This window comes from Amycolatopsis sp. cmx-4-61, assembly GCF_046548775.1.
Taxonomy (GTDB): Bacteria; Actinomycetota; Actinomycetes; order Mycobacteriales; family Pseudonocardiaceae; genus Amycolatopsis.
The window spans coordinates 57,079-81,528 of the sequence record NZ_JAEBEI010000031.1 but is presented as its reverse complement, the minus strand read 5'-3'; the positions used below and the strand labels follow the sequence as shown (position 1 = coordinate 81,528).

Annotated in this window: 27 protein-coding genes, 1 tRNA gene and 1 pseudogene; 10 read left to right on the top strand and 19 right to left on the bottom strand. The window is 71.8% G+C overall.

The features are described from left to right. Positions 1-309: 309 nt before the first annotated feature. Positions 310-1,269, bottom strand: coding sequence for a hypothetical protein (locus ACLJOU_RS44445; RefSeq protein WP_410575312.1), 960 nt, complete (start codon positions 1,267-1,269; stop codon positions 310-312). A 187-nt stretch (positions 1,270-1,456) separates the two neighbouring features. On the opposite strand from ACLJOU_RS44445, the gene ACLJOU_RS44440 reads away from it, so the two are divergent. Together ACLJOU_RS44440 and ACLJOU_RS44435 are read left to right on the top strand one after the other, a co-directional pair. Beyond that, positions 1,457-2,425, top strand: a complete 969-nt coding sequence (locus ACLJOU_RS44440; protein ID WP_410575311.1) for a hypothetical protein — start codon at positions 1,457-1,459, stop codon at positions 2,423-2,425. 443 nt (positions 2,426-2,868) lie between these two features. Beyond that, positions 2,869-2,994, top strand: a pseudogene (locus ACLJOU_RS44435) (hypothetical protein); the annotation flags it as partial. A gap of 257 nt (positions 2,995-3,251) precedes the next feature. On the opposite strand, the gene ACLJOU_RS44430 reads toward ACLJOU_RS44435, so the two are convergent. Beyond that, on the bottom strand, positions 3,252-4,088 hold the full coding sequence (locus ACLJOU_RS44430; protein WP_410575310.1) for an LLM class F420-dependent oxidoreductase: 837 nt from the start codon (positions 4,086-4,088) through the stop codon (positions 3,252-3,254). A gap of 90 nt (positions 4,089-4,178) precedes the next feature. On the opposite strand from ACLJOU_RS44430, the gene ACLJOU_RS44425 reads away from it, so the two are divergent. After that, positions 4,179-5,063 (top strand): LysR family transcriptional regulator, encoded by an 885-nt coding sequence (locus tag ACLJOU_RS44425; RefSeq protein ID WP_410575309.1) that lies wholly within the window; start codon positions 4,179-4,181, stop codon positions 5,061-5,063. A gap of 22 nt (positions 5,064-5,085) precedes the next feature. Here ACLJOU_RS44425 and ACLJOU_RS44420 read toward each other — a convergent pair. Continuing rightward, a tRNA-Ile gene (locus tag ACLJOU_RS44420) sits at positions 5,086-5,159 on the bottom strand. Between the two features lie 184 nt (positions 5,160-5,343). Between ACLJOU_RS44420 and ACLJOU_RS44415 the strand changes: the two genes are divergently transcribed. Further along, complete coding sequence (locus ACLJOU_RS44415) at positions 5,344-5,613, top strand: hypothetical protein (protein WP_410575308.1); 270 nt, start codon at positions 5,344-5,346, stop codon at positions 5,611-5,613. A 168-nt stretch (positions 5,614-5,781) separates the two neighbouring features. Beyond that, positions 5,782-6,774: a teichoic acid biosynthesis protein C gene (locus ACLJOU_RS44410; RefSeq protein WP_410575307.1), complete on the top strand. Its 993-nt coding sequence runs from the start codon at positions 5,782-5,784 to the stop codon at positions 6,772-6,774. Here the strand turns inward: ACLJOU_RS44410 and ACLJOU_RS44405 are convergent. Together ACLJOU_RS44405 and ACLJOU_RS44400 are read right to left on the bottom strand one after the other, a co-directional pair. Further along, positions 6,750-7,295, bottom strand: a complete 546-nt coding sequence (locus tag ACLJOU_RS44405; protein WP_410575306.1) for a dihydrofolate reductase family protein — start codon at positions 7,293-7,295, stop codon at positions 6,750-6,752. The two genes, ACLJOU_RS44410 and ACLJOU_RS44405, sit on opposite strands and share 25 nt — an antisense overlap. A 65-nt stretch (positions 7,296-7,360) precedes the next feature. Beyond that, positions 7,361-8,335, bottom strand: a complete 975-nt coding sequence (locus tag ACLJOU_RS44400; protein ID WP_410575305.1) for a bile acid:sodium symporter family protein — start codon at positions 8,333-8,335, stop codon at positions 7,361-7,363. 97 nt (positions 8,336-8,432) lie between these two features. Here ACLJOU_RS44400 and ACLJOU_RS44395 point away from each other — a divergent pair, with 97 nt between their 5' ends. After that, positions 8,433-9,266 (top strand): LysR family transcriptional regulator, encoded by an 834-nt coding sequence (locus ACLJOU_RS44395; RefSeq protein ID WP_410575304.1) that lies wholly within the window; start codon positions 8,433-8,435, stop codon positions 9,264-9,266. A gap of 19 nt (positions 9,267-9,285) precedes the next feature. On the opposite strand, the gene shbA is transcribed toward ACLJOU_RS44395, so the two are convergent. Together shbA and ACLJOU_RS44385 are read right to left on the bottom strand one after the other, a co-directional pair. Then, positions 9,286-9,858, bottom strand: a complete 573-nt coding sequence (shbA, locus tag ACLJOU_RS44390) for an RNA polymerase sigma factor ShbA (RefSeq protein ID WP_410575317.1) — start codon at positions 9,856-9,858, stop codon at positions 9,286-9,288. 170 nt (positions 9,859-10,028) lie between these two features. Beyond that, the gene (locus tag ACLJOU_RS44385) at positions 10,029-10,517 is read right to left on the bottom strand and encodes an RNA polymerase sigma factor (protein WP_410575303.1); all 489 of its coding nucleotides are present in this window, start codon (positions 10,515-10,517) and stop codon (positions 10,029-10,031) included. A 504-nt stretch (positions 10,518-11,021) separates the two neighbouring features. Between ACLJOU_RS44385 and ACLJOU_RS44380 the strand changes: the two genes are divergently transcribed. Next, the gene (locus ACLJOU_RS44380; protein WP_410575302.1) at positions 11,022-11,285 is read left to right on the top strand and encodes a WhiB family transcriptional regulator; all 264 of its coding nucleotides are present in this window, start codon (positions 11,022-11,024) and stop codon (positions 11,283-11,285) included. 162 nt (positions 11,286-11,447) lie between these two features. Here ACLJOU_RS44380 and ACLJOU_RS44375 read toward each other — a convergent pair whose 3' ends face one another. Further along, entirely contained in the window at positions 11,448-12,443 is a 996-nt protein-coding gene (locus ACLJOU_RS44375; protein ID WP_410575301.1) for an RNA polymerase subunit sigma-70, read from the bottom strand. A 39-nt stretch (positions 12,444-12,482) separates the two neighbouring features. On the opposite strand from ACLJOU_RS44375, the gene ACLJOU_RS44370 reads away from it, so the two are divergent. Together ACLJOU_RS44370 and ACLJOU_RS44365 are read left to right on the top strand one after the other, a co-directional pair. Then, positions 12,483-13,289 (top strand): SDR family NAD(P)-dependent oxidoreductase, encoded by an 807-nt coding sequence (locus ACLJOU_RS44370; protein WP_410575300.1) that lies wholly within the window; start codon positions 12,483-12,485, stop codon positions 13,287-13,289. 207 nt (positions 13,290-13,496) lie between these two features. Then, positions 13,497-14,708 (top strand): LCP family protein, encoded by a 1,212-nt coding sequence (locus tag ACLJOU_RS44365; RefSeq protein ID WP_410575316.1) that lies wholly within the window; start codon positions 13,497-13,499, stop codon positions 14,706-14,708. Between the two features lie 45 nt (positions 14,709-14,753). Here ACLJOU_RS44365 and ACLJOU_RS44360 read toward each other — a convergent pair whose 3' ends face one another. The 7 genes from ACLJOU_RS44360 to ACLJOU_RS44330 form a co-directional block, all read right to left on the bottom strand. Next, positions 14,754-15,950 (bottom strand): acyl-CoA dehydrogenase family protein, encoded by a 1,197-nt coding sequence (locus ACLJOU_RS44360; RefSeq protein ID WP_410575299.1) that lies wholly within the window; start codon positions 15,948-15,950, stop codon positions 14,754-14,756. Between the two features lies 1 nt (position 15,951). Next, entirely contained in the window at positions 15,952-16,857 is a 906-nt protein-coding gene (locus tag ACLJOU_RS44355; protein ID WP_410575298.1) for a 3-hydroxyacyl-CoA dehydrogenase NAD-binding domain-containing protein, read from the bottom strand. After that, positions 16,854-17,600: an acetoacetate decarboxylase gene (locus tag ACLJOU_RS44350; RefSeq protein WP_410575297.1), complete on the bottom strand. Its 747-nt coding sequence runs from the start codon at positions 17,598-17,600 to the stop codon at positions 16,854-16,856. The genes ACLJOU_RS44355 and ACLJOU_RS44350 overlap by 4 nt, the downstream gene beginning before the upstream one ends. Continuing rightward, positions 17,597-18,346 (bottom strand): crotonase/enoyl-CoA hydratase family protein, encoded by a 750-nt coding sequence (locus ACLJOU_RS44345; RefSeq protein ID WP_410575296.1) that lies wholly within the window; start codon positions 18,344-18,346, stop codon positions 17,597-17,599. Before ACLJOU_RS44345 ends, ACLJOU_RS44350 begins: the two co-directional genes overlap by 4 nt. 31 nt (positions 18,347-18,377) lie before the next feature. Then, positions 18,378-19,514, bottom strand: coding sequence for a CaiB/BaiF CoA transferase family protein (locus ACLJOU_RS44340; protein ID WP_410575295.1), 1,137 nt, complete (start codon positions 19,512-19,514; stop codon positions 18,378-18,380). A gap of 118 nt (positions 19,515-19,632) precedes the next feature. Further along, the gene (locus ACLJOU_RS44335) at positions 19,633-20,538 is read right to left on the bottom strand and encodes a LysR family transcriptional regulator (RefSeq protein WP_410575294.1); all 906 of its coding nucleotides are present in this window, start codon (positions 20,536-20,538) and stop codon (positions 19,633-19,635) included. Positions 20,539-20,783: 245 nt separating this feature from the next. Further along, a complete protein-coding gene (locus ACLJOU_RS44330) occupies positions 20,784-21,326 on the bottom strand; it encodes a TetR/AcrR family transcriptional regulator (protein WP_410575293.1) in 543 nt (180 codons plus the stop codon). An 83-nt stretch (positions 21,327-21,409) separates the two neighbouring features. On the opposite strand from ACLJOU_RS44330, the gene ACLJOU_RS44325 reads away from it, so the two are divergent. Further along, entirely contained in the window at positions 21,410-21,772 is a 363-nt protein-coding gene (locus tag ACLJOU_RS44325; RefSeq protein WP_410575292.1) for a nuclear transport factor 2 family protein, read from the top strand. Here ACLJOU_RS44325 and ACLJOU_RS44320 read toward each other — a convergent pair. From ACLJOU_RS44320 to ACLJOU_RS44305, 4 genes are read right to left on the bottom strand one after another with little or no spacing between them, the layout of a single operon-like run. Next, the gene (locus ACLJOU_RS44320) at positions 21,747-23,102 is read right to left on the bottom strand and encodes a sensor histidine kinase (protein ID WP_410575291.1); all 1,356 of its coding nucleotides are present in this window, start codon (positions 23,100-23,102) and stop codon (positions 21,747-21,749) included. The genes ACLJOU_RS44325 and ACLJOU_RS44320 overlap by 26 nt on opposite strands. Further along, on the bottom strand, positions 23,099-23,785 hold the full coding sequence (locus tag ACLJOU_RS44315) for a response regulator (protein ID WP_410575290.1): 687 nt from the start codon (positions 23,783-23,785) through the stop codon (positions 23,099-23,101). Before ACLJOU_RS44315 ends, ACLJOU_RS44320 begins: the two co-directional genes overlap by 4 nt. Positions 23,786-23,830: 45 nt before the next feature. Further along, positions 23,831-24,031: a hypothetical protein gene (locus ACLJOU_RS44310; RefSeq protein WP_410575289.1), complete on the bottom strand. Its 201-nt coding sequence runs from the start codon at positions 24,029-24,031 to the stop codon at positions 23,831-23,833. Beyond that, the gene (locus ACLJOU_RS44305; protein WP_410575288.1) at positions 24,028-24,435 is read right to left on the bottom strand and encodes a hypothetical protein; all 408 of its coding nucleotides are present in this window, start codon (positions 24,433-24,435) and stop codon (positions 24,028-24,030) included. The genes ACLJOU_RS44310 and ACLJOU_RS44305 overlap by 4 nt, the downstream gene beginning before the upstream one ends. Between the last annotated feature and the right edge of the window lie 15 nt (positions 24,436-24,450).

The following is a 24,450-nucleotide window of genomic DNA, read 5'->3' as shown; positions in this document are numbered from 1 at the left end:
GCGTGAGGCGCACCCAAGGTGGCCTTCGGTGCGTGAGGCGCACCCAAGGTGGCCTTCGGTGCGTGAGGCGCACCCAAGGTGGCCTTCGGTGCGTGAGGCGCACCCAAGGTGGCCTTCGGTGCGTGAGGCGCACCCAAGGTGGCCTTCGGTGCGTGAGGCGCACCCAAGGTGGCCTTCGGTGCGTGAGGCGCACCCAAGGTGGCCTTCGGTGCGTGAGATGCACCCAAGGCCGCCTTGGGGCGCTTGCCGGGGGCTGAGCGGAGCGGGCGGAAGTTGCGGGAGGCGGTCCGGGCGCGCGCAGTCCGGAGCTCAGCGGCCCAGGATCTCCAGCACCGTCGCCACGATCCCGTCCAGCCGCTCCGGGTCGGCCAGTGCCGCCGCCAGCCAGTCGTCGCTCGCCGGGTTGGCCGGGGACTGCTCGCCGAACACCGTGGTGACCACCGCCGTGACCGCCTCCGCCGGGGCCTCGCCGCGGTTCAGCCGGGCCTCGATCGCCTCAAGGGCCTGCTCGGCCAGTCCGGCGAGCCGGGCGTCCGCCAGCTCGTGCGCGCCGACCAGTTCCAGTGCCGGGAGCTCCGCCGGCATCGGGGCGACCGGCGCCTGCTTGCAGCCCAGCGGGCGCTCGACGTGCTCGGCGTGCCACGCCGGACGGGTGCGCATGGCCGCCAGGACCTGCTCGACCTCGCGCTCGAGCGTGTCCCGCCCGGCCACCGGCTCGCCCGTGACCTCGGCGCGCCGGGCGGCCCAGCCGTCCAGGGGCCACAGCTCCGCGCCCGCCGTCGCCGGCACGCCCACCCACACCAGCAGCTGCACCGCCAGGTCGCACAGCCACGGGTCACCGCCGAGCGCCTGGCCGAGCCACGCCGGCAGGCGCGGCCGCTGCAGCGCCCCGGTTTCGCCGCGGCGCCGCCGGTGCGCGTCCACCGTCGCCGGGGTGAGCCGGGTCGCCAGCCAGCCCTCGAGGTTCTCGATCGGGTCCGTCGCGCGCCGCAGCGCGTGCTCCACCACCGCCTCGACGTCGTCGTGGAAGCGGTCGAGGCAGTCGGGCCGCAGCCAGGCGAGCCCGCGGGCGCAGTCCGCGTGCCGGCGCCGGTGCTCCAGCGGCTTGGTGATCCGCGTGAACACCAGCGGCCACGCCACGGTGTAGACCCCGCCGCGCAAGCGGGCGAGGGCGCGGGGGCGGGCGGCCGCCGCCGAGCCGGCGAGCAGGCCGTCGCGGGCCAGCCGCCGGACCCCGGCGACGTCGGCCGGGCCGGTCGTGTCGAGCACCCTTTCCTCCCCGATGCCGACGGGCGGGTCGACGGGAAAATGGTCGGGCAGCACGCGAATGGGAAAAGGCCGCACGCGGGCCGAAATACCGCGGAACTGGCCAATTCCTGGCCACCGCGGAATCACCTGATCGGCGGAGCCGGTGCCGCCGATCGCCGCGAAGTCCGCGTGTCACAATGAGAATCCCATGGCGAACGAGAACGGGCTGCTCCGGGAACTGACCACCTTGCGGCGCGGCTGGGGGTTGGAGGCCGAGCGGTTGCGAAGCCGACTCGGGCCGCTCGTTTCCGGCTGGTGCGAAATCCACCGGACGACGAGCGACCGCGATGCGCGGCGCGTTCTCCGCGAAGCGATTTCCGCCGCGATCGCGGAATTCCCCGACGACGACAAGCTGGCGGTGAACGTCGCGCTGGGCATCGCCCCCGGCGCGCAGCACGCCCTGCTGAGCGCCCGGATCGGCGTCCTCGCGGACCAGCTCCGCGTCTCCGAGCGCACGGCCCGGCGCCGGGTCGACCGGTCGTTCGCCCGGCTCGCCGCCGAGATCGAAGCCGGTGCGCGGCCGGGCGGTGCGCCCGATCCGCGCGAAGGCTGGTTCGTGAAGCGGCTCAAGGTGCTCGTCCGGCTCGACACCGCCGAGCCGCAGGTGACCGAGGAACGGCTGATCGTCGCCACGCGCGACGGCCTCGACCGGATCTCCGCGCAGTTCACGGTCCCGCGCACCGAGGACGGCCGCGACGGCGAGCGGGACGTCGCCGTGGACGCCCGCCACGGTGTCAGGATCGGCCCCGGCAACCGCGAGGGCCAGCGGCACTTCCGCTGGCTGCTCGACCTGCCGCGGGCCCTCTCCCGCGGTGACAGCCACACGTACTCGCTGGAGTACCGCATCCGGGACGGCTTCCCGATCCGGCCGTCGTACGTGTTCGTGCCGCTGGTGACGTGCGAGTCGTTCGACGTGCGCGTCCGCTTCGACCCGCGGCGGCCGCCGCGGGTGGTGTGGCGCCTGGATCGCGTGCCGCCGTCGGTGCTCGCCGACCCGCCGCAGCCGGGCGAGCCGCTGCCGCTCGACGGCGCCTGCGAGGTGGCGCAGGAGTTCGCCGCGCCGCAGCTCGGGTACGCCCACGGACTGCGGTGGCTGCCGGGCCCGGACATCGCCTGAGCTGCCCGGGAACCGCCGGTGGCGGCTCCCGGCCGTTCGACGACGGTCGACGGCACCGGGTGGCTGGCTGATGCTTGCTCACCGGAGGCGAAGCCCGTTGACGTCCACAATGGACGTTCTGCGGAACGCGGCGCTCGGCAAGCCAAGCCACCTGGGGAAAACATGACGATCCTGGTGACCGGCGCGACCGGCAACGTCGGCCGAAACGTCGTAGACCTGTTGGTGCCGGCGGGCGTCGAAGTCCACCGAGCGGACCTGGCCGAACCCGAGACGTTCCGGCAAGCCTGCACGGCGTGGAGAAACTCTTCCTGTACACCCAGCCGGCCGGGATCGACGGGGTGCTGGACGCGGCGAAGGCGGCCGGCGTCGTCCTCCTCTCCTTGCTGGCCGCCGCCGGACGCGTCCCGGACCACTGGATCGCGCGTGGCACCTGGCCGAAGAGAATGCCCGTACCGGCCGCCGGCGCCGCGATCGAGAAGCACGAGGAGGGCTGGAAGGACACGTTCAACCTGTGGGCGGGGGAGTGGATCCGCGTCGCCGGCCGCTTCGAGGACGCGACCGGCGAGTTCATGTACCACTGCCACATCCTCGACCACGAGGGCATGATGCGGCCGTTCGTGGTGCACCCGCCGAGTGAGCCGCTTCCACATGCACTCCGGCGGCTCGGGCCACCACCCGGGCATGCCCGGCCACGGCGGGCATTAGGCAGGCGGCGGGCCCTAGGCAGGGTGCGGGTCGCCTGGCCGGGTGATCCGGTGGCCGGGTGCGTTGTGGCGCGGGGGGTGGCCGGGCCCCCGGCGGCGTCCGCCAACGCGATCCGCCGCGCTCACCACCGCAGGGTGGCGTGCCGCTCCAGGAAGCGGGCCACCTCGGACGGGTCCTCCAGCGGCAGTGGGTACACCACCAGCCGGTCCACTCCGAGGGCCGCGTACCTCTCCGCCGCGCGGGCGTCCACCTCCACCGGGTCGAGCGGGAGGTAGCCGATCTCCAGCCGGCCCAGCCGGGCCGGGCGGTCGACCTCCTCCGCGGCCCGCCGGAGGCCGGCGAGGTGGCGGGGCAGGTCGGCGAGCCCGCCGTTGCCGAACCAGCCGTGACCGCGGGAAACCGCCCGGCGGAACGCCGCCGGGCTGTGTCCGCCGACCACGATCCGGGGCCGCGACGGCCTCGGGTGCGCGTCGACGTCGTGGAACGCGACGAACTCGCCGTCGTACGCCGGTGCCGGGTCGGTCCAGAGCGCGGTCATGGCATCGAGGTATTCGTCGGTGCGTCTGCCCCGCTCGGCCATCGCCACCCCGAGCGCGCGCAGCTCCGGTTCGAGGTAGCCGGCGCCGACGCCGAGCAGCAGGCGGCCGCCGCTGAGCACGTCGAGGCTCGCCGCCTGCTTGGCGAGCACCAGCGGGTGGCGCTGCGGCAGGATCACGATCCCGGTGCCGAGTTCCAGCCGTTCGGTGACGGCCGCGACGTAGGACAGGTGCACCAGCGGATCGAGGATCGGGTCGGTCGGCTCCATCGGCGAGTCCGGCACCCGCGGGCTGGGCAGCACCACGTGATCACCCGCCCACCAGGACGCGTAGCCGAGGTCTTCGGCCAGCCGTGCCAGCCGGACCGTCTCGGCCGGGCCCAGCGTCGCCTTGGCGTTCAGTCCCGAAACTCCCAGCTGCATGTTCCTCGCCTTTCGCCGTCGTCGGTGCGCAGCCCATCGTCGGGCCGTCCGGCGGCGGGCGTCCAAGACCGGCCGCTATAGCCTGGGGCTATGGATGTGCACGTCCGGGACCTGCGGTACTTCGTCGCGGTGGCGGAGGAGCTGAGCTTCACCCGGGCCGCCGGACGGCTGTTCATCGCCCAGCCGTCGCTGAGCAAGCAGATCCGCCGCCTGGAGACGTCGCTGCGGGTGCCGCTCTTCGAACGGGACCACCGCACGGTCGCGCTGACCGCGGCGGGCGCGGCGCTGCTGCCGCAGGCCCAGCGGATCATCCGGCAGTGGGAGGACGCGCAGAGCGCGCTCGCCGAGGTGGCGGCGGCCCGGCGGACGACCTTGACGGTCGGGTTCCACACCCGGATCGGCCGCGGTCTCATCCCGAACGTCACGGCGAGGATGGCGACGGCGCTGCCGGAGTGGAAGCTGCTGTTCCGGCAGATCCCGTGGAGCGACCCCACCGTGGGGCTGGCGGGTGGCGAGGTCGACGTGGCCGTCGCCTGGCTGCCGGTCCCGGCGGAGTTCGCACGGAAGGTCGTCGCGACCGAGGACCGCTGGGTCGCCCTGCCCGCCGGTCACCGGCTGGCCGCGCGCGAAGCGGTGCCGCTGGGCGAGCTGGCCGGCGAGCCGTTCATCGCGTTGCCGCGCACGGCCGGGCCGCTTCGCGAGTTCTGGCTGGGGAACGACCAGCGCCCGACGCCGGCGCGAGTGGTCGCCGAGGCGGAAACCGCCGAAGAATCCCTCGAAGCGGTGGGTTCGGGGTTGGGCGCGCTCCTGCTTTCCGCGGGCAACGCGCAGATCTACCAGCGGGACGACATCGCGTGCCGCCGCGTCACCGGCCTCACGCCCAGCGAACTGGCGGTCGTCTGGCGGGCGGCGGACGAGCGCCGGGCGGTGCAGGTCTTCGTCGAGGCGTGCGAGCGCTGCCTCTGCACCGGCTGACGTTTCGCGTGAAGACGAAGGGTGGGGCGGGCGGGGCTCGAACCCGCGGCCAAGGGATTATGAGTCCCCTGCTCTAACCAACTGAGCTACCGCCCCCTCACCTCGGCGCAGCGGCGGCACGAGGTTTGCACCTGCACAGAACACTCAGTCAGCTTCAAGTTATCACAGGGGCCATCCGGGCAGACCCGGTAGGCCAAACAGGTCGAAGTGCCCGCCGACCGGCGCACGCTCGTCTAGGTTGCAAGGGCGTCACCGCTGACCGGAACGGCGGGAGGAAAAGATGGCCATTGCCACCTCGTCCCGCTCCCGGGCGATTCGGTTGGCGTGGCTGGACGCGTTCACGGCGGGGGCGGGCCTGGGCTACCTCGCACACGCATACCGGGAGGTCGTCGTGGCGAACCCCGCGGTCATCGGCCTGGTCCTGCTGCTCGTGTTCGCGGTCGCCTACCTGGTCCGGACGGTCGTCCGAGCCCTGCGGCGCGCGAATTCGCGTGTCGACACGATTTTCGCGGAAGAACTGGGAAAGAAACCTTCGCCCCGCCCGCGGTGACGGAAAGCCTTGGCGGACAGGGCGAACGCCGCGGATTCCGCTCAGCTCCCGCCGCCGGTCCGGTGGAACCAGGGCCCTCGGGGTGGTGTGCGTGTATCCCGCTTTGTACGTCTTCTGTACGCCGCCGGCGGAAGCTGTCCCCGACGTCCGAACCAGGAGGCGAGCCCCGTGTCGCAGAACCCCGTCCCGTGCATCACCTCGAGAGCGCTTTCCCGCCGCTCGCTGTTCCGCGCCGGAGCCGCGACCGCCGTCGCGCTCGGGGCCGGTGGCCTGCTCACCGGTACCGCCGCCGCGGACGACGGTATTCCGGTGTCGCCCTACATCGACATCACGAAGCCGTCCTCGGACCTCTTCCGCAGCAAGATGCTGCACGAGTCGCACCACGTCATGCAGGGTTTCGCCTTCGACAACGTGAACCGGCGGCTCTTCGTCGTGCAGGCGCAGAACGGCACCTCCGGCGACGACCTCTGCGTCAACCAGCTGAACTTCAGCGGCGAGGTGCTCGGCTCGATGCACGTGGCCCACGCCGGGCACGGCGTGTCGATCGGTGTGGAGCCGGTCGGCACCGCGTCCTACATCTGGATGGAGTGCGACGCCGACGGCACGACCAGTGACGCCCGCGGCACCGCGCTGGCGCGCTTCAAGTTCGTCAACGGCGGCACGCCGTCGATGAAGAAGTTCCTCACCGGCAGCCAGACGATCACCTGCGCCACCGACCCGGTGTACCGGCGGCTCGCCGTGCGCCGCAGCGAAGGCGGCCGAATGTGGTACAGCGTTTACCCGCTCGCGAGCGCCGCCGCCGGCGACTTCTCCACGCCGCTGGTGCACTTCCCGCAGCCCGCGCTGAGCACGTCGAGCGTCGTCTTCCAGGGCTACACCATCCTCGGCAGCAGTCTGTACACATTGGACGGTTCCGGGCACGCCGACGCCGCCGACATCGACTCCTACGTGACACGCATCGACATGAACACCGGCACGGTGCAGGACCGGGACATCACCCGGGCCGGCTCGACGCTCGTCTACCGCGAACCCGAGGGCCTGGCCGTCTACCGCACGGCCGACGGCGAGACGCGCCTGTTCCTCGGCTTCGGTTCGCGCAGCAGCATGGACAACACCAACCGCTACGCCAACCTCTTCTACAAGAACGCCCTGGTGGGGTGACCGGGAACCCGGTACCACAGGTTGGTGATCGGCCCGGCGTGGCTCAGTTCCACGGCGTCCAGCCGCACCCGGGTCCCGCCGGGGTGGTCGAACAGCCGGACGCCGTCGCCGAGCAGGATCGGCGCCACGTGGACCAGGACCTCGTCGAGCAGCCCGGCTTCCAGGCACCGCCGCGCGGTCGTCGCGCCGAGCACCGCGACGTAACCGTCGCCGGCCGCGGCCGAGGCCGCCGCCACCGCGTCGCCGAGCCGCTCGACCAGCGTGTAGCCGTCCGACGGCGCGGCGTCGCGGGTCACCACGAAGATCGGGCCCTGCCAGCGCCCGCCGTACACCCGGCCTTCCGCCGTGGTCGCCGGGGCGTAGGTGCGGTGGCCCATCAGCACCGCGCCGATCCCGCCGAGCAACCGCTCGACGACCGGGTTCGGCTCGGCGGGCAGGCCGGCGAGCCAGGTCATGTCGTCGGCGGGGCCCGCTACGAAACCGTCGAGGGACATCGTGATGTGGTACAGGAGCTTGGCCACGGAGCTGCCTTCCGGGTCGGGGACGTCACCCCGTACCGACGGGACCGGCCCGGAAAACTCATCGGTCAGGCCGGCACGAGCTCCCGCTCCTGCGCGGCGGCGTACCGGCGCGCCAGCGTGGCGCACACGACGAGCTGGATCTGGTGGAACAGCATCAGCGGCAGCACGATCAGCCCCACCTGCGCGTGCCCGAACAGCACCGTCGCCATGGGCAGGCCGCTGGCCAGGCTCTTCTTCGACCCGCAGAACACGATCGTGATCCGGTCCGCGCGGGCGAAGCCCAGCAGGCGGGCGGCCCAGCCGGTGGCGGCCAGCACCACCGCGAGCAGCACGCAGCACACGACGACGAGCACGAGGAGGTGGCCGACGTCGAGCCGGTGCCAGATGCCTTCGGTCATGCCCGCGCTGAACGCCGTGTAGACCACCAGGAGGATCGACCCACGGTCGACCAGCTTCAGCGGCGCGGCGTGGCGGGTGATCCAGCCGCCGATCCAGCGGCGAGCCAGCTGGCCGGCGACGAACGGCGCCAGCAGCTGCAGGACGATCCCGAGTACCGCCGAGCCGTCGACGCCGGCGCCGTCGCCCGCCAGCAGGAGCGCCACCAGCAGCGGCGTCAGCACGATGCCCGCCAGGTTGGACAGCGACGCGCTGCAGATCGCGGCCGCGACGTTGCCGCGGGCGATCGACGTGAACGCGATCGACGACTGCACGGTCGAGGGCAGCACCGCCAGGAACAGCACCCCGGCGGCCAGCTGCGCCGGCAGTACCGACGACGGCAGCAGGAACAGCGCCAGGCCGAGCAGCGGGAACAGGACGAACGTGGCCGCGAGCACCACCCCGTGCAGCCGCCAGTGCCGGAGCCCGTCGAGGGCTTCCTGCGTCGACAGACGGGTGCCGTACAGGAAGAACAGCAGGCCGACGGCCAGCGTGGTGGCCGCACCGAAGCCGCTCGCCACCGCGCCGGAAGCGGGCAGCAGGGTGGCGACGCCGACGGTGGCGAGGATCGCGAGGACGAACGGGTCGAGCCGGAACCGGGACATGGATCTCCTTCCACAGCCATTCTCGGCGGGCACGTGCTCATTCGGAACCCCGATGACCGGACTGACTGTCATCGCGAATCGCGATAGGGTCGGGCGGGTGCTGGAGCCCCGCCTGTGCCGTTCGTTCCTCGCCGTCGCCGAGACGCGCAGCTTCACCGCCGCCGCGCGGCGGCTGGGCGTCGGCCAGCCGACGGTGAGCCAGCACGTCCGCCGGCTCGAGCGCGACGCGGGCGGGCTGCTGTTCGCCCGGGACACCCACACGGTGGAATTGACCGCGCGCGGGCAGGCGATGCTCGGGTTCGCGCAGACGGTCGTCGACACCGAAGAGCGCGCCCAGCGCCACTTCCGCGGCGCGGAACTGCGCGGCCGGGTGCGCTTCGGCGTCTCCGAGGACTTCGCGCTCGGCGCGCTGCCCGAGATCCTGCACCGGCTGCGCGACAGTCACCCGCTGGTGGACGTCGAGCTGACGGTCGAGCTGTCGGACGTCCTGACGCAGCGCCTGCGCGCCGGCCGGCTCGATCTGGTGCTGGGCAAGCGCCGCCCGGGTGCGCACCACGGCCGCTTGCTCTGGCGGGAGCCGCTGGTCTGGATCGGCTCGGCCGCGACCGTGCTGGAGCCGGGCCGGCCGGTGCCGCTGGTGCAGTACCCGCTGCCGTCGATCACCCGCCGGCTGGCGGTGGAGTGCCTGGAGCGAGCGGGCCTCGAATGGCGCGCGGCCTGCCAGACCTCCAGCCTCACGGGACTGCGCGCCGCCGCGGCGGCGGGCCTGGGCGTGACGCTGCACGCGCGCAGCCTGGTCCCGGCGGACCTGACGGAGCTCGAGGGCCTGCCGGAACCGGGCGACATCGAGTTCATGCTGCTGGCCCGCGAGTCGATGGAAGGGCCGGCCGCGGCGCTGGCGGAGTTCATCCTCGAGCGGGTCCGGCGGTGAGCAGGCCGAACCCGCCCCGCTAGCTCTCTTCCCCGGTGAGCAGCCTCCGCAGCCGGCCCAGCGCGCGGTGCTGGGCCACCCGGACCGCCCCGGGCGTCGACCCCACCGCCGCGGCCGTCTCCTCCGCCGACAGCCCGACCACCACCCGCAGGACGACGATCTCCCGCTGCTTGGCCGGCAGCACGTCCAGGAGCCGGGCCAGCCGCTCGTTCAGCTCGAACCGCAGGACCCGCTGCTCCGGCCCGACCGCCTCGCTGATGCCGTCCGGGATCTCCGGGACCGGGTCGGCGCGGTTGCGGGCCGCCGCTCGGTGGGCGTCGGCCACCTTGTGCTGGGCGATCCCGTAGACGAACGCCAGGAACGGGCGGCCCTGGTCGTGGTACGACGGCAGCGCCGTGAGCACCGCGAGACACACCTCCTGGGCGACGTCGTCCGCCGAGGCGAACGAGCGCTCGTGCCGTCCGACGCGGGCGCGGCAGTAACGCACCACCAGCGGCCGGATCGTGGCCAGCAGGCGGGCGGTCGCGGCGTCGTCCCCGGCGATCGCGGCGGCGACCGGCTCGTCGTGGCGCCGCCAGTGCGGCGGGAACACTTCGGCGGGCTGCGCCGCGGCGATCTGCCGGACCAGGGCCCGGCTGCGCACCCGCAGCAGGGTGCCCTCCACGTCGAGCCCGGCGCGCAGCGAGTCGTGCAAGGCGGCGTTGGACTCCCGCAGCTGCGCGGTGATCACCCGATCCCCGTACTCGGTTGCCGGCATTTCGCTCACCTTTCCCTGTCCCTCTGGTCACCGGGCCGCGCGGCCCGGACTCGCCTGAGGCGTTCCCGCACGTGGCGGAGGGTGGACCGGACGGTCGCGGGCGCGATCCGCAGCGCCTCCGCGATCTGCGACGGCGTGAACCCGTCGAGCGACCACGCCAGCACCATCCGCTGCTTGCCCGGGAGGGACGCGAGCAGCTCGATGAGCCCCGCGTGCTGGTCGACCAGGCTGGCGAGCTCTTCGTCGTCCCGCGGGTCGCCCGGCAGTGTCCAGTCCGCCCGCGCGTCACCCGGCGCGTCGATCAGCCGCCCGGCGACCCGGCGCACCCAGGCCCGCGGGTCCTCGACGACCGGCCATGCCTCCAGCGCGTGCAGCATCGCCTCGGCGGCGACGTCCCGCGCCGTTTCGACCTCGAACCCGGCCTTGCAGAGGAACGCCACGAGGGCCGGGAAGTCGGCGCGGAAGAACGCGTCGAACTCGTCGTGACCGCACACGGAACCCACCACCCCTCGCCCTCACAGGGACAGGTGCGCTGAGGTGACCGCTACGTGTAACGATTCGGTCAAGACTACTCGGTAGGAGTAATGGTCCGCGTTGCCACGGTGACAGTTCGTGATCGCCGGCGGCGGAGGCGAACGAGCGGCGGGGCGAGCGGCGGATTCGGACACGCCGTCGACGCCGTCACGAACCGCCGCGTTTCGATCACTCCCGGCCCGGAAACCCCTTCCGGACAACATGGAAGCGGACCGGTGACGACCGGCCCGGTGGCGGTCGGCGGCTCGCGGACTTCGCCGATCGGGTGACGTGATCGACATCGAGATCCCCGGAAGAAAGGCGTAAGCTCGTGTGTTGCAGTCTTGGTTGCCCGGTGGGTGAGCCGGGGACCGAAGCCAAAACCCCCTTGACCCAGGCGGATACGCTCGCGCGTCCGCCGACGTTAAGTCGGTTGACGCGCCCCAACAATGGGAAGCAGTAAGAGAAGGAGGTGAACGAAGGAAATGGAAGCCACGATGACGGGCTGGGCGGAACTCGCGGCCTGCAAGGACGAGGACCCGGAACTGTTCTTCCCGATCTCCGAGGTCGGCCCCGGCGCCCGGCAGACGGCGCAGGCGAAGGCCGTGTGCGCGCGCTGCCCCGTGCGCGCCGAATGCCTCGGCTACGCGCTCGACAACGGCCTTGACCACGGCGTCTTCGGCGGCACCACCGCGGACGAACGCCGCCGGCTGGTGCGCACCGCGCCCGAGCGGCACCGAGCAGCCTGACGCACCGCCCGGTGACCTCTTCCCGGCGGACTCGAGCACCAGCACCGAATCGCCGAAGAAATCCGATTCCGGCCGAGTGCGGGCCCGGGTGGGTGATTCCCCGTGAATCACCCACCCGGGCTTTTTTTCACCGCGCGATATCCATGCGCCGCTTTGCATCTTTTACGCGGGCTCGTGCTCCGGCCACGTCTCGGGCAGCCCCCACGCCGCCGCCGTGGCGGACTCGAACGCCGCCATCGCCGTGATCAGCCCGTCCTCGATGGTGAGGAGCGTGACCCCGAACCACCGGTGATCGTGCTCTTCCGGGCGCCGCAGGTACGTGGCCACGGCGGGCTGGCGGTTCGCCCGCACCGGCCGCATCCGGAACCGCCCGACGCAGTGCGGCGACGCCGGGTCCATCGACAGCGAGAGCGCCCGGACGATCGACGCGCGGTTGCCGAACCACAACGGGTACGGCGGCATGATCGCCTGGGCGTCCTGGTGCAGCAGCCGGGCGACCGCGGCGGGGTCACCGTCCTCGTACGCGGCGATGAACCGCTTCAGCAGCGCCGTTTCCTCGGCGGACGGCTCGCCGACCGTCCACTCCGCACGCCGCGCGGGCAACCGCTCACGCAACGTGGCCCGCGCCCGCTGCAACGCGCTGTTGGCCGACGCGACGCTCGTGTCCAGCGCCGCCGCCGTCTCCTTCGCCGGCCAGCCGAGCACGTCCCGCAGGACCAGCGCCGCCCGCTGACGCGGCGGCAGGTACTGGAGCGCGGCCAGGTAGGCCAGCTCGATGGTTTCGCGCTCGATGACGACGGCACCGGTTTCATCGGGGGCCGCGCCCTCCAGCAGCCGGTCCGGGTACGGCTCCAGCCACGGCAGGTCGACGGCCGCGATGGGCCCGTCCGGCTCCCCGGCCGGGCCGAGCTGGTCGGGCAGCACGCGCCGCGGACGGCGGGCGAGGACGTCGAGGCACGCGTTCGTCGCGATCCGGTAGAGCCAGGTCCGCACGCTCGCCCGGCCCTCGAAGCCGTCGCGGCCCTTCCACGCGCGCAGGAACGTCTCCTGCGTGAGGTCTTCGGCGTCGGCCACGGAACCGAGCATCCGGTAGCAGTGCACCTGGATCTCCCGGCGGTGCCGTTCGACGAGCGTCTCGAAGTCCTGAGCGTGCCCCACCCCGGCACGCTAGCGCATCCGCCCTGCCAGACTGCTGCGGTGAGCGGAACGGTGCTGGTACTCGGCGGACGCAGCGAGATCGGCCTGGCCGTGGCGAAACGCCTGGTCAGCGGGGACGTACGGCGGTTCGTGCTGGCCGCGCGGCCGGGGGCGGACCTGGCCGGGGAGGTCGCCGCGCTGCGCGAGGCCGGCGCCGAGACGGTGGAAACAGCCGAGTTCGACGCCGACGACCTCGCCGCGCACGGGCCCTTCCTGGAGAAGATCGCGGCCGAGCACGGGCCGCTGGACACCGTCGTGCTCGCCTTCGGCATCCTCGGCGACCAGGCCCGCGCGGAGCGCGACGCCACGCACGCCGCCGCGATCGTGCACACCGACTACGTCGCCCAGGTCGGCGTACTGACCCACGCCGCGAACCTGCTGCGCGCGCAGGGCCACGGCCGGCTCGTCGTCTTCTCGTCGGTGGCCGGGGTGCGGGTGCGCCGCGCGAACTACGTCTACGGCTCCGCCAAAGCGGGTCTCGACGGCTTCGCGAGCGGTCTCGCCGACGCCTTGCACAGTGCCAACCGTGGCTCCGCCTCGGGCCGGGGGCTCCGCCACCCCGACCCCCGGAAACGCGGTGGATCCGGCGTCCGGCTGCTGCTCGTCCGCCCCGGTTTCGTCATCGGCCGGATGACCGAAGGCATGGCGCCCGCGCCGTTTTCCAGCACCCCGGACCAGGTCGCCGAAGCGACGGTCGCGGCGCTGCGCCGCGGCCGCGAGGTCGTTTGGGTGCCCGGGGTACTCCGTCCGGTCTTCTTCGCGATGCGCCTGCTGCCGCGCGCGATCTGGCGCAAACTGCCGCGCTGACGCGATAGTTTCCCGGCTGTGGCCAGGACCACAGCACCGCCCCGTGCGCGTTTCCCTACCGTGCGTGGCAAAACCGGCCCTGCGGCCGGATTCCGCTCGGCCGATCGGGCAGCGTCACAGCTTTCCGACAACTTTCTCAGCTTAATCCCAGCTAACGCGGTGACCCTGGACAGGAGGGAACCGCCTGTGGGAAGCAAGGGGAAAGCCGTGCTGTTGTCGTCGCGAGGGCGCCGGATCGGCGGCCGCGTCGCGCTCGGCGTCGTCTCGACGGTGGTGCTCGGCGCCACCGGCTACCTGTGGACGCAGCTGAGCACCCTGGACGCCGGCATCGCCACCGCCGACGTCATCCCGCCGGCCGCGCAGGTGGGCACCGACGACACCCCGCCCGGCGAGCCGCTGAAGGTCGCCCAGAACCTCCTCCTCGTCGGGATCGACGCGCGGACCGACGCGTACGGCAACCCGTTGCCACAGAACGTGCTCGACGCACTGCACGCCGGAAGCGGCGACGACGGCGGCGACACGACCGACACGATGATCGTCGTCCACATCCCGGCGGGCGGCGCCGCGGCCACCGCGATCTCGATCCCGCGCGATTCCTATGTGGACATCGCGGGCGGGTACGGCAAGCACAAGATCAATTCGGCCTACAGCCGCGGCAAGAACGCCTCGATGTCCGGTTTGCGCGCCCAGGGGCTCTCCGGTGCGCAGCTGGAGGTGGCGGCGAACGAGGCCGGGGCGCGGACGGCGATCCAGACCGTCGAGAAGTTCACCGGGCTGACCATCAACCACTACGCGGCGATCAACCTCGCGGGCTTCGACGCGCTGTCGCAGGCCGTCGGCGGCGTCGAGGTCTGCCTGAAGGCACCGGTGCACGACAGCTACTCCGGCGCGGACTTCGCGGCCGGCACGCAGACGCTGTCCGGGGCGCAGGCGCTCGCGTTCGTCCGGCAGCGCCACGGCCTGGCCAACGGCGACCTCGACCGCATCGCGCGGCAGCAGGCGTTCCTGTCCGGGATGGCGAAGAAGGTGCTGAGCGCGGGCACGTTCGCCGACCCGGCGAAGCTGGGTTCGCTGGTCAATGCGGTGCAGGGCTCGGTCGTGCTCGACAAGGGCTGGGACGTGCTGAGCTTCGCCCGGCAGCTGCGGGGGATGACCTCGGGCGCGATCGCGTTCGCCACCATCCCGGTGCAGAGCCTGTCCCTGCCGACGCCGTCCGACGGCGACGCGGTCAAGGTCGACCCGGCCCAGGTCCAGCAGTTCGTCCGCACGGCGACCAGCACCCCGGCGGTCCGGGCCGCGGGCGAAGACACCATCGGCAGCGTGAAGCCGGTGGCCGCCACCGGCACGAAGGCGCCGACGCCGGGCCCTTCGGACGCGAAACAGCCGGCGACCAGTGCGGCCGCCGGCTGCGTCAACTGAGGTCAACTGAGGTCAACTGAGGTCAACCGAGGTTCGCTGACTCACTCACACGAAGGCGGACTGCCCGGTGATCGCCTTGCCGACGATCAGGGTGTTCATCTCGCGCGTGCCCTCGAAGGAGTAGATCGCCTCGGCGTCGGCGAAGAACCGCGCGACGTCGTAGTCGAGCACGATCCCGTTGCCGCCGAAGATCTCCCGGCTCCAGGCGACGACCTCGCGCATGCGTGCGGTGACGAACGCCTTGGCCAGCGACGAGTGCTCGTCCTGGAAGATCCCCGCGTCCTGCAGGCGGGCCAGCTGCACCAGCATGCCCCAGGAGGCGGTGATGTTGCCGAGGCTCTTCACGAGCAGGTCCTGCACCAGCTGGAAGCGGGCGATCGGACGGCCGAACTGCGTGCGCTCCTTGGCGTAGTCGAGCGCGAGCTCGTAGGCACCGACCATCACGCCCAGTGCCTGCCAGGCCACGCCGCCGCGGGTGGCGCGCAGGATCTCGGCGACGTCGCGGAAGGAGTTGATGCCCTGCAGGCGGTTCTCCTCCGTGACCCGGACGTCGGTCAGGGTGATTTCGGCGTTTTCGACGATCCGGAACGCCGTCTTGCCCTGGATCTTCTCCGCCACGAAGCCCGGCGTGCCCTTCTCGACGACGAAGCCCTTGACGTGGTTGTCGTCGAGGTCACGCGCCCACACGACGACGTAGTCGGCGAAGGTCGCGTTGCCGATCCACTTCTTGGCGCCGTTGAGGATCCAGCTGTCGCCGTCTCGCTTGGCGGTGGTGCGCATCCCGCCGGCGACGTCGGAACCGCCGAGCGGCTCGGTCATCGCGAACGCGCCGATCTTGTCCATCGCGGCCATTTCCGGGAGCCAGCGGTCGCGCTGCTCCTGGCTGCCACCGGAGTGGATGGAGTACATCGCGAGTCCGTTGTGGACACCGAAGAACGTCGCCACGGAAGCGTCCGTGCGGCTCATCTCCATCGCCATCATGCCGGTGAGGAGGTGGCTGACGGCCGGCTTGTGCTCGCCGTAGCCCTCGTAGGGCAGGCCCGCGAGGCCGGAGTCGCGGAACATCCCGATGAGTTCCTTCGGGAAGGTGCCGGCTTCCCAGTTCTCGTTCACCAGCGGCTTGACGTCGGTGCGCATGAAGTCGCGGGCCTTGACCAGCAGCTTGCGCTCGTCGTCGCCGAGCAGCGTCTCGTAGTTGTAGAAGTCGGCGGTCAGCTGGCCTTCGAGTGCTTCCATGGTCATGTCAGTTCTCCTCCACTGCGTTGAGCACGGCGAGTTGCTTGCGGTCGCGCGCCTCGGCGAGTTCCGAGTACGTGGCGGAGCCGTAAGCCTTTTCGACGGCTTCGATGAGCCGTTCCTGCTCTTCGGGGCTCTGGCTGGGGTTGCCCAGCCCGGCCCACATCTGCTTCATGGACTTCCCGATGTGCTCGGCCATGTGCCGGTAGCCACCGGGGCCGCCGCCGAGGTGCGAGCCGAGGAACGGCCCCACCGTGGCCCAGCGGATGCCGAGGGAGTTCGTGATGACCTTGTCGAGGTCTTCCGGCGTCACGACGCCCTGCTCGACGAGGTAGATCGCCTCGCGGCTGAGCGCGTTCTGCAGCCGGTTGCCGACGAACCCGGCGATCTCCTTGCGCTCCACGACCGGCGTGCGGCCGAGGAAGGTGTAGAAGTCGACGGCCTGCCGCACGGACTCTTCGCTGGTGCGCTCGCCGGGGACGACCTCGACCAGCGGGATCAGGTGTGGCGGGTTGAACGGGTGTCCGATGAGGACCCGGCTGCCGTCGATTTCGCCGGTGAAGGCCGTCGAGGGGATGGCGCTCGACGAGCTCAGCAGCAGCGCGTGCGCCGGGGCTTCCTCGACGAGCTGCTTGAAGAGCTTCTTCTTGAACTCGACGTTCTCGGGTCCGTTCTCCTGCACCACGTCCGCCGCTTTCACCGCGTCGGTGACGTCGCGGGCGATCTCCACGCGGCTCGCGAGTGCTTCGGCGGTCGTGCCGAGGTGCGGGGCGAACGTCTTCAGCGCGCCGGAGACGGCGTCGGCCAGGTCGAGGCGGGGGTCGGTGACCCGGACGGTGAGGCCGTGGTGGGCGAACAGCGCCGTCCAGGACAGCCCGATCGTGCCGGCGCCGATGACTGCCGCGTTCTTCACGATTGCGCTCCCTTCAAGTAGTCGAAGACCGGCTTGACCGGGGCGAGCGTCAGGTCGGTGAGGATGTGGCTCGCGGAGACGACCTCCAGCACCGGCAGGTCGGCCAGCGGGGCGAGGACGTGCTGGAACAGCTGCAGCCGGGCGGGGGCCGTGTAGGCCTCCTTGACCACGACGTCGGTGATCTCGGTGCGGACGAGCTCCTGGACGCGCGGGGCGCCGTCGTAGCCGGGGATCGTCTTGAGCATGAACGTCGGGACGGTGATCTGGCGTTCGGCTTCGCGGGCGTCCAGTTCGTGGTGCTTGTAGCCCATGGTCGCGGTGGCCACCCGCAGCGTCCCGTAGTCCAGGGTGCCGACGAGAACGCCGTTGTCGACATAGAGCTTCGGCGACCCTGAGGTCTTCGGGTACGCGCTGACCTCGCGCCCGGACGCGGTGGCCGGGAAGTTGTCGAGGTACATCGCGTGCAGGTACTCGCCGCGCTCGCCGTCGAAGCTGACCTCGATCGCCTGGCCGGACTCGGTGTACGGGCCGTAGCCGGAGACGTCGCCCATCTTCATGACCTCGAAGCGCACCAGCGGTTCTTCGACCTGCAGCGGCTCCGGGACGACCGCGCGCAGGGCGTCGGCGTCGGTGCGGTAGACGATGTTGAGGTACTCGCGGTCGGTGAACCGCGGGACGACGGGCGCGAACGCCGGGGCGGTCAGCGGAGTGGTCACGTGCCGCCGGACTTCTTCGATCTTCATTCGCCTGTCCACTTCGGAGCGCGGCGCTCGGCGAAGGCGGTCATGCCCTCGCGGACGTCCTTGGACTGCATCAGCTTCTTGGTCTGTTCACGCTGCACGGCGAAGGCTTCCGCCTCCGAGCCGCGCACGATCTTCTTGACGGCGGCCAGCGCCAGGGGCGCGTTCTCCGCCAGCTTCTCGGCGAGCTGCAGCGCGACGGCGGCGGCGTCGCCGTCCGGCGTCACGCGGTTGACCAGGCCGAGTTCGCCGGCCCGGCGGCCGGTCACCGGCTCGCCGGTGAGCAGGAACTCCATCGCCAGGTGGTGCGGGATCCGCTGCGGCAGCCGGATGACACCGCCGCCCGCGGCGATCAGGCCGCGCTTGACCTCCGGCAGGCCGAACTTCGCTTCTTCGGCGGCGACGATCAGATCGCAGCCCAGGGCGAGTTCGAACCCGCCGCCCATGGCGAACCCTTCGACGGCGGCGATCAGCGGCTTGGTCAGCTCGGCTTCGGTCAGGCCGCCGAACCCGCGGCCCGGGATCTCGGGGGATTCGCCCTTGAGCGCGGCCTTGAGGTCCATGCCGGCGCTGAAGGTGTTCTCGGCGCCGGTCAGGACACCCACGCGGAGGGTGGGGTCGCTCTCGAGTTCGTCGAGAGCGGCGGCCAGCCGGGTCGCGACGGCGGCGTTGACCGCGTTGCGGGCCTGGGGCCGGTCGATCGTGATCAGCAGGGTGCTGCCGATCCGCTCGGTGCGTACTTCACTCATGACTTGCTTCTTTCGGAGTTCCGCCTTCTTTTCAGAGTTCCGCGAGGACTTCGGCGGTGTCCTGGCCGGCCAGCGGGGCGAGGCGGCGGATCGAGCCGGGCGTCGCGGAGAACTTCACCGGGATGCCGACCGTGCGGATGGTGCCCTCGCTCGGGTGCTCGACGGTGTCGAGCAGGTGGCCGTCGCGGACGTACGGGTCTTCGTGGGCCTTGTCCAGCTCCAGCACCGGGGCCATCGGGATGCTGTGCTTGGCGCACACCTCGGCCCACTCCTCGGTGGTCAGCGCCGGGGCGCACGCGGCGATCTGCTCGGTCAGCCACTCGTTGTCGGCGCGGTTGATGGCTTCGCCGTTCACGCGCGGGTCCTCGGCGAGGTCGGGGCGCTCGGCCGCGGCGAAGAAGTCGCGGAAGTTCTGCGGGTTGTAGGGGATGACGCAGGCGAGGCCGTCCTTGGTGCGGACCGCGGCGTGGCCCTTCGTCATCGACAGGGCGAACCCGGTGGGGCTTTCGGCCGGCTCGAAGGTGTGCCCGGCGAGGTGTTCGACCAGGTTGAACGCGATCAGCGTGTCGGTCATCGGGATCTCGATCCGCTGACCCCGGCCGGTCCGGTCGCGGTGGACCAAGGCGGCGAGCACGCTGTAGGCGATGGTCAGCGACGACACCTTGTCACCGATGATCGTCGGCAGGTAGACGGGCTCGCCCAGCGCCCGGTTGGCCACGTCGACCAGGCCGGAGGAGGCCTGCACGGTCTCGTCGTAGGCGGCGTTCCCGGCGCGGTCGGAGTCGGCGCGGAAGCCCTGCGCGTGGGCGTAGACCAGGCGGGGGTTGCGCTCGGCGACGTCGGCGTAGTTCAGGCCGAGGCGGGCCAGCGCGCCGGGCCGCATGTTGGTGATCAGCACGTCGGCGGTGTCGATCAGCTTGAGGGCCTGCTCGCGCTCGGTCTCGTCTTTGAGGTTGAGGGCCACGCTGCGCTTGTTGCGGTTGACGTTGAGGTTCAGCGCGGTCATGCCCGGCGTGGTGCGGTACTCGCCCACCCGCACGGTGTCCGCGGGGGACTCGATCTTGATCACGTCGGCGCCCAGGTCGCCCAGGATCTGGGCCGCGTACGGGCCCATGACCACGGTCGAGAGGTCGATCACGCGCACGCCGTCCAGCGGTCCGGTCGTCATCTTTTCCGTCCTTTCGCGCCTTGGAAGTTTCTCTACTTCCGAACGTAGGCCCGAGTGGCGGGAAAGGGAATGATCATGATGCGAACAATGGTATGACTCTGGTGGTCATACCATTTTTCTAGCTGCTGAGCGGCTCGGCGAAGATCTCTTTTGCGGCGTCGACGAGGTCGCGCAGGTCGCCGTCGGTGCGGTCACGCCGCCAGAGCAGGCCGGTGTCCAGCTGGGGGCGGAAATCCGTGAAGGGGAGGACGATGACGTTGTCGAGCCGGTAGCCGTGCATCGGGCTCCTGGCGTCGAGCATGGAAATGGAGAACGCTTCGCCGCTGGAGATGATTTCGGACGTGCCGCCGTAGCCGGTGTTGGTCAAGCGAATGCGCTTCTTCACGCCCAGTTCGTGCAATTGGTGATCGAGCTGGTCGAAATAGGCGGGGACGATTTCCCCTGGTGAGGCCACGTACGGGAATTCGGTGAGCTCGGCCAGGCTGACGGAATCCCGGCCGGCGAACAGGTCGGCGGGCACGACGGCGCCGAGCCGTTCGGTCATGACGGGCAGCTGTTCCAGGGCCGGGTCGGTGACCGGCAGCCGCGCGAGGGTGAGGGCGAGCTTGCCGTCGTGGACGCCCTGCACGAGGTCGGCGGTGGTGCCGGGCCAGCGTTTGAGCTCGTAGGCGTGCTTCACCCGCTCGGCGAGGGCGTTGACGCGTTCCCGCAGGTCGGGGTGCACCCCGGCGGGCATCCCGAGGAAGACGGTGCTGCGCTGCGGCCGCGTCGCCTCGGCCAGCTTCCACGGGATGGCGCCGACCTGCTCGAGGACGTCCCGCGCGAGGGGGAGCAGAGCGGCCCCGGCGTCGGTGAGGGTGACGTGGTGGGTGCTGCGGTCGAACAACTGCTGCCCGAGTTCGTGCTCGAGGTCCTTGATCCGCTGGCTGAGCGGCGACGCGGCCATGTGCAGCTTCCGCGCGGCCGCGGAAAAGTTCAGCTCCTCGGCGACCGCGACAAAGTACCGCAGGTGCAGCATCTCCATCCCCCGACCCTAAGGCCCACCCGTGTCGTCCCCCCAATCACGTGAGATGACCCTCCAATCACGTGAGATGACCCTCCAATCACGCGAGATGCCTCCCGGATCACACGAGTCTCGCGCCCGATCACGCGAGTTCCGGCCCGGATCACGCGAGTCCCGCGTACCGGACCGGTCGACTCGCCTACCCGAAAGGTCGACTCGTGTGATTCGGCGCGCATCACGCGTGATTGGAGGGTCATCACGCGTGATCAGGAGGACGACACGCTGCGGCGGACCAGGTCCAGGAGGCGGGGGGTGCGGGCCGGGGCATTGGCGAGGGCGATGCCGGTGGCCAGCAGGAGGAGGTCGAGCGCGTCGGTGTCCGGTTCGACGGCGCCGGCGGCCTTCGCGCGGGCGACGAGCGCGGCCGCGGTCTCGTTGACCGTCTCGTGCCAGCGGGCGAACAGGGTCTCGTGGTCGCCGGCCGGGGTGGTCAGGGACAGTGCGAGGTCGCGCTTGGTCCGGACGTGCTCGACGAACACCGCGAGCCAGCCGAACAACTCCGCCCCCGGGTCGGCCGCGTCGAGACGCGCGCGCGAAGCCAGCGACGCGACTTCGTCGGCGTACACCGCGATGACCAGTTCGCGACGGCTCGGGAAGTGCCGGTACATCGTCGCGTTGCCGATGCCCGCGCGCCGGGCGATCCGGTCGAGCGGGGCGTCCGGCCCGTCTTCGGCGAACACCTCGCGAGCCGCCGCCAGCAGGAGCGCGCGGTTGTCCCGGGCGTCGGACCGGCGGGCTCGTGCGGGCATCGGCGCTCCTTGTCAAGTGGGGAACTCCCCGGTTAGTCTAGCGGCACCCTAACCGGGGGCATCCCCACTTAACGGAGGCGACCATGACCCCATCCGAAGTCCACGCCCGGCTGGTCGAACTCTGGACGGCCGGACGCTTCGAAGAAGGCCTGTCCTTCATCGACGCCGATGTCGTCGACCACCGCGGCGGCACCGCCGGAGACCACCGCGGCATCGACGCCTGGCGGGCGAAATGGGAGCAGATGGCCGACGTCGCCGTGAAGGTCGAGCAGAACGTCAGCGAGGGCGAGTTCTCGGTGAACCGCTACTCCAGCTCCGGCCCCGGCTACGTCGTGACCGGCATGGACATGATCCGCGTCCGCGACGACCGGATCGTCGAGCACTGGGCGCTCATGGACGTCACCGCCCGCGCCGCCCAGCTCAGCGCGGGGCAAGCGGGAACGTGAGGGTGAACGCGGCCCCGCCTTCCGGGGCGGGACCGGCGGTCAACGTCCCACCCATGCGGGTGACCAGGGCGTGGACCAGGGCCAGGCCGATGCCGGAGCCGACCGGGCGGCGGTCGCGGTAGCGGGCGTTCAGGACGCCGCGCTCGAACGCCACCGGGTAGTCCTCCGGGGCCAGGCCCGGCCCGCCGTCGCGGACGGAGAGCGAAGCCGACGGACCGGACACCGACAACGCGAACACCATCGGTGCCCCGGCGGGGGTGACGCGCAGGGCGTTCTCCGCCAGCCCGTCGACCACCTGACGCAGCCGCCGGGCGTCCGCCACCACCGGCACCGGTGACGCAGGCGCCGACACCGACAGCGCCACGGACTCCCGCGAACACCGCAGCTGCCACACCTCCGCGCAGTCGCGCACCAGCGCACCCAGGTCCACCGAAGCCATGTCCAGCCGGAACTCGTCCGCGCCCAGGCGGGCCAGCTCCAGCAGGTCCGTGACGAGCCGCTCGAGCCGCGCGGCCTCCCGCTGGATCGTCTGGCCCGCGCGCACCGCGTCGTCACCCGACGCGACGCCGTCCGCGATCGCCTCCGCGAAACCCGTCACCGCCGTCAGCGGCGTCCGCAGCTCGTGCGACACCGACAGCAGGAAGTCCCGCTGGCGCGCCTCGCTGACGGCCAGCGCGTCGGCCAGCGAGTTCAGCGACCCGGCCACCTCCGCCACCTCGCGCGGCCCCTGCACCGGCACCCGCACGTCACGACGGCCCGCCCGCAGCGATCCCGCGGCGAGCGCGGCCCGGCGCAGCGGACGGCCCAGCAGCCGGCCCGAGACGAACCCGGCGAACGCGGCCACCAGGAGGCCGATGCCCAGCGCCAGCAGGATGTTGCGCACCAGCGCCCGTTGCGTCGCTTCGGCGTTGCGCGCGGGCAGGACCAGGGCGAACGCCGCCCCGCGCGCGCCGACCACGCGGGCCTCGACCAGGTACTGCGACGCCGCCACCGTGACGCGCCGGGACGCGTCCGCGCCGAGGCCACCCTTGGTCGCGGCCTGCACCGCGATGGCGTCCCCGAACGCCTGCCCGCCCGCGCGCCGGACCACCACCGAGATGCCCTGGCCGCGCACGACGTCGGCCACCTTGCCGACGCCCAGCCGGTTGCCGATGCCCGTTTCGTCCAGCTGCGACGCGACGACGTCGGCCTGCGCGGCCAGCGACGACTGCAGCACGTTGTCCGCCGTGGTCCGGATCAGGCGGGCCGCGACCAGCCCCGCGACGATCACCGCCACACCCGCGACGGCCAGGCACACCAGCGTGATCCGCGCGGTCAGGGACATCCTCATGCCGGATCCGCCGCGTACCCGATGCCCCGCACCGTCCGGATCGGGCTCGCCGCCCCCAGTTTCGCCCGCAGCTGGGCCACGTGGACGTCGACCGTGCGCGTGCCCGCCGCCGCGGCGTACCCCCAGACGGCGCTCAGCAGCTGGTCGCGCGAAAGCACCTGCCCCGGGTGCCGGAGCAGGTGCGTGAGGAGGTCGAATTCCGTGGACGTCAGCGTGACTTCGACGTCGCCCGCCCACGCCCGCCGCCGGAGGACGTCGACGCGCGCGCCGCCCACGGCGAACGTCTCCGCGGCCGGCGCGGACCCCGCGGCGCGCCGCAGCACCGTCCGCACCCGGGCCGCCAGCTCGCGCGGGCTGAACGGCTTGGTGAGGTAGTCGTCCGCGCCGATCTCGAGGCCCAGCAGCCGGTCGAGCTCGTCGTCGCGGGCGGTGACGAACAGCACCGGGGTCCAGTCCCCGGCCGCGCGCAGCGCCTTGCAGATCTCGATGCCGTCCATTCCGGACAGTCCGATGTCGAGCACGATCGCCACCGGCTTGAGCCGCCGGACGGCCTCCAGCGCCCGGCCGCCTTCGGCCTCGACGTGCACGCCGAAGCCGTCGCGCTTGAGGTAGAGCGCCGCCAGCTCGGCGATCGCGGCCTCGTCCTCGACCACGAGGACGAGGCCGCGTCCCGGTGACCCCATGCCTGCTCCCGTCTCCGCCGCGTTCAGAGGGGAGACGCTAGCCGGTCAAGGCGAGCCATCGCTGTTCATGTCCGACTCGATGCCGTTCAGCGTCGACTCGATCCCGCCCAGGTCGGCGGACGAAGCGGACGAAGAAGACGGCGACGACTCTCCGGGCGAACCCATCAGGTTGTCGCGGCAGGCCGAGCAGCCGAGCGCGATGAGCGCGGCGGCCCCGACCGCCGCCGCGACCCTCGCGCCCCTCACTTGGTCGGCGCCGTCGACGGCGCGGCCGGCTTGCAGTGCGCGGACGCGAAGGCGTCGAGCTTCTGCTTGGCCGCGTCCAGCTCGCCGATGCGGCCCTGCCGCTTGGTGGCGCGCTGGTCCAGCTGGTCGGCGCGGGCGGTGTGTCCCGCTGCCCGCTGGTCGGCCGCCCGCGCCTTGAGGTTGGCGACCGAACCCTTGACCTCGGGGCCGCCGTTGATCCGCTTCTCCAGGTTTGCGGCCTTCTTCTGCAGCTTCGGCACCCAGTCCGAGCAGACCTGCTGCGACTCCTCGGGGCTGAGCGTGATCGGCGCCGTCTGGGCCACCGCCAGCGGCGCCGCGACCAACAGGCAGGCCGCGCTCGCGCCGCCCGCCAGCGCGAGCCGCGTCCAGGTGGTTCCTCGCATCGTTTCTCCTCGTAT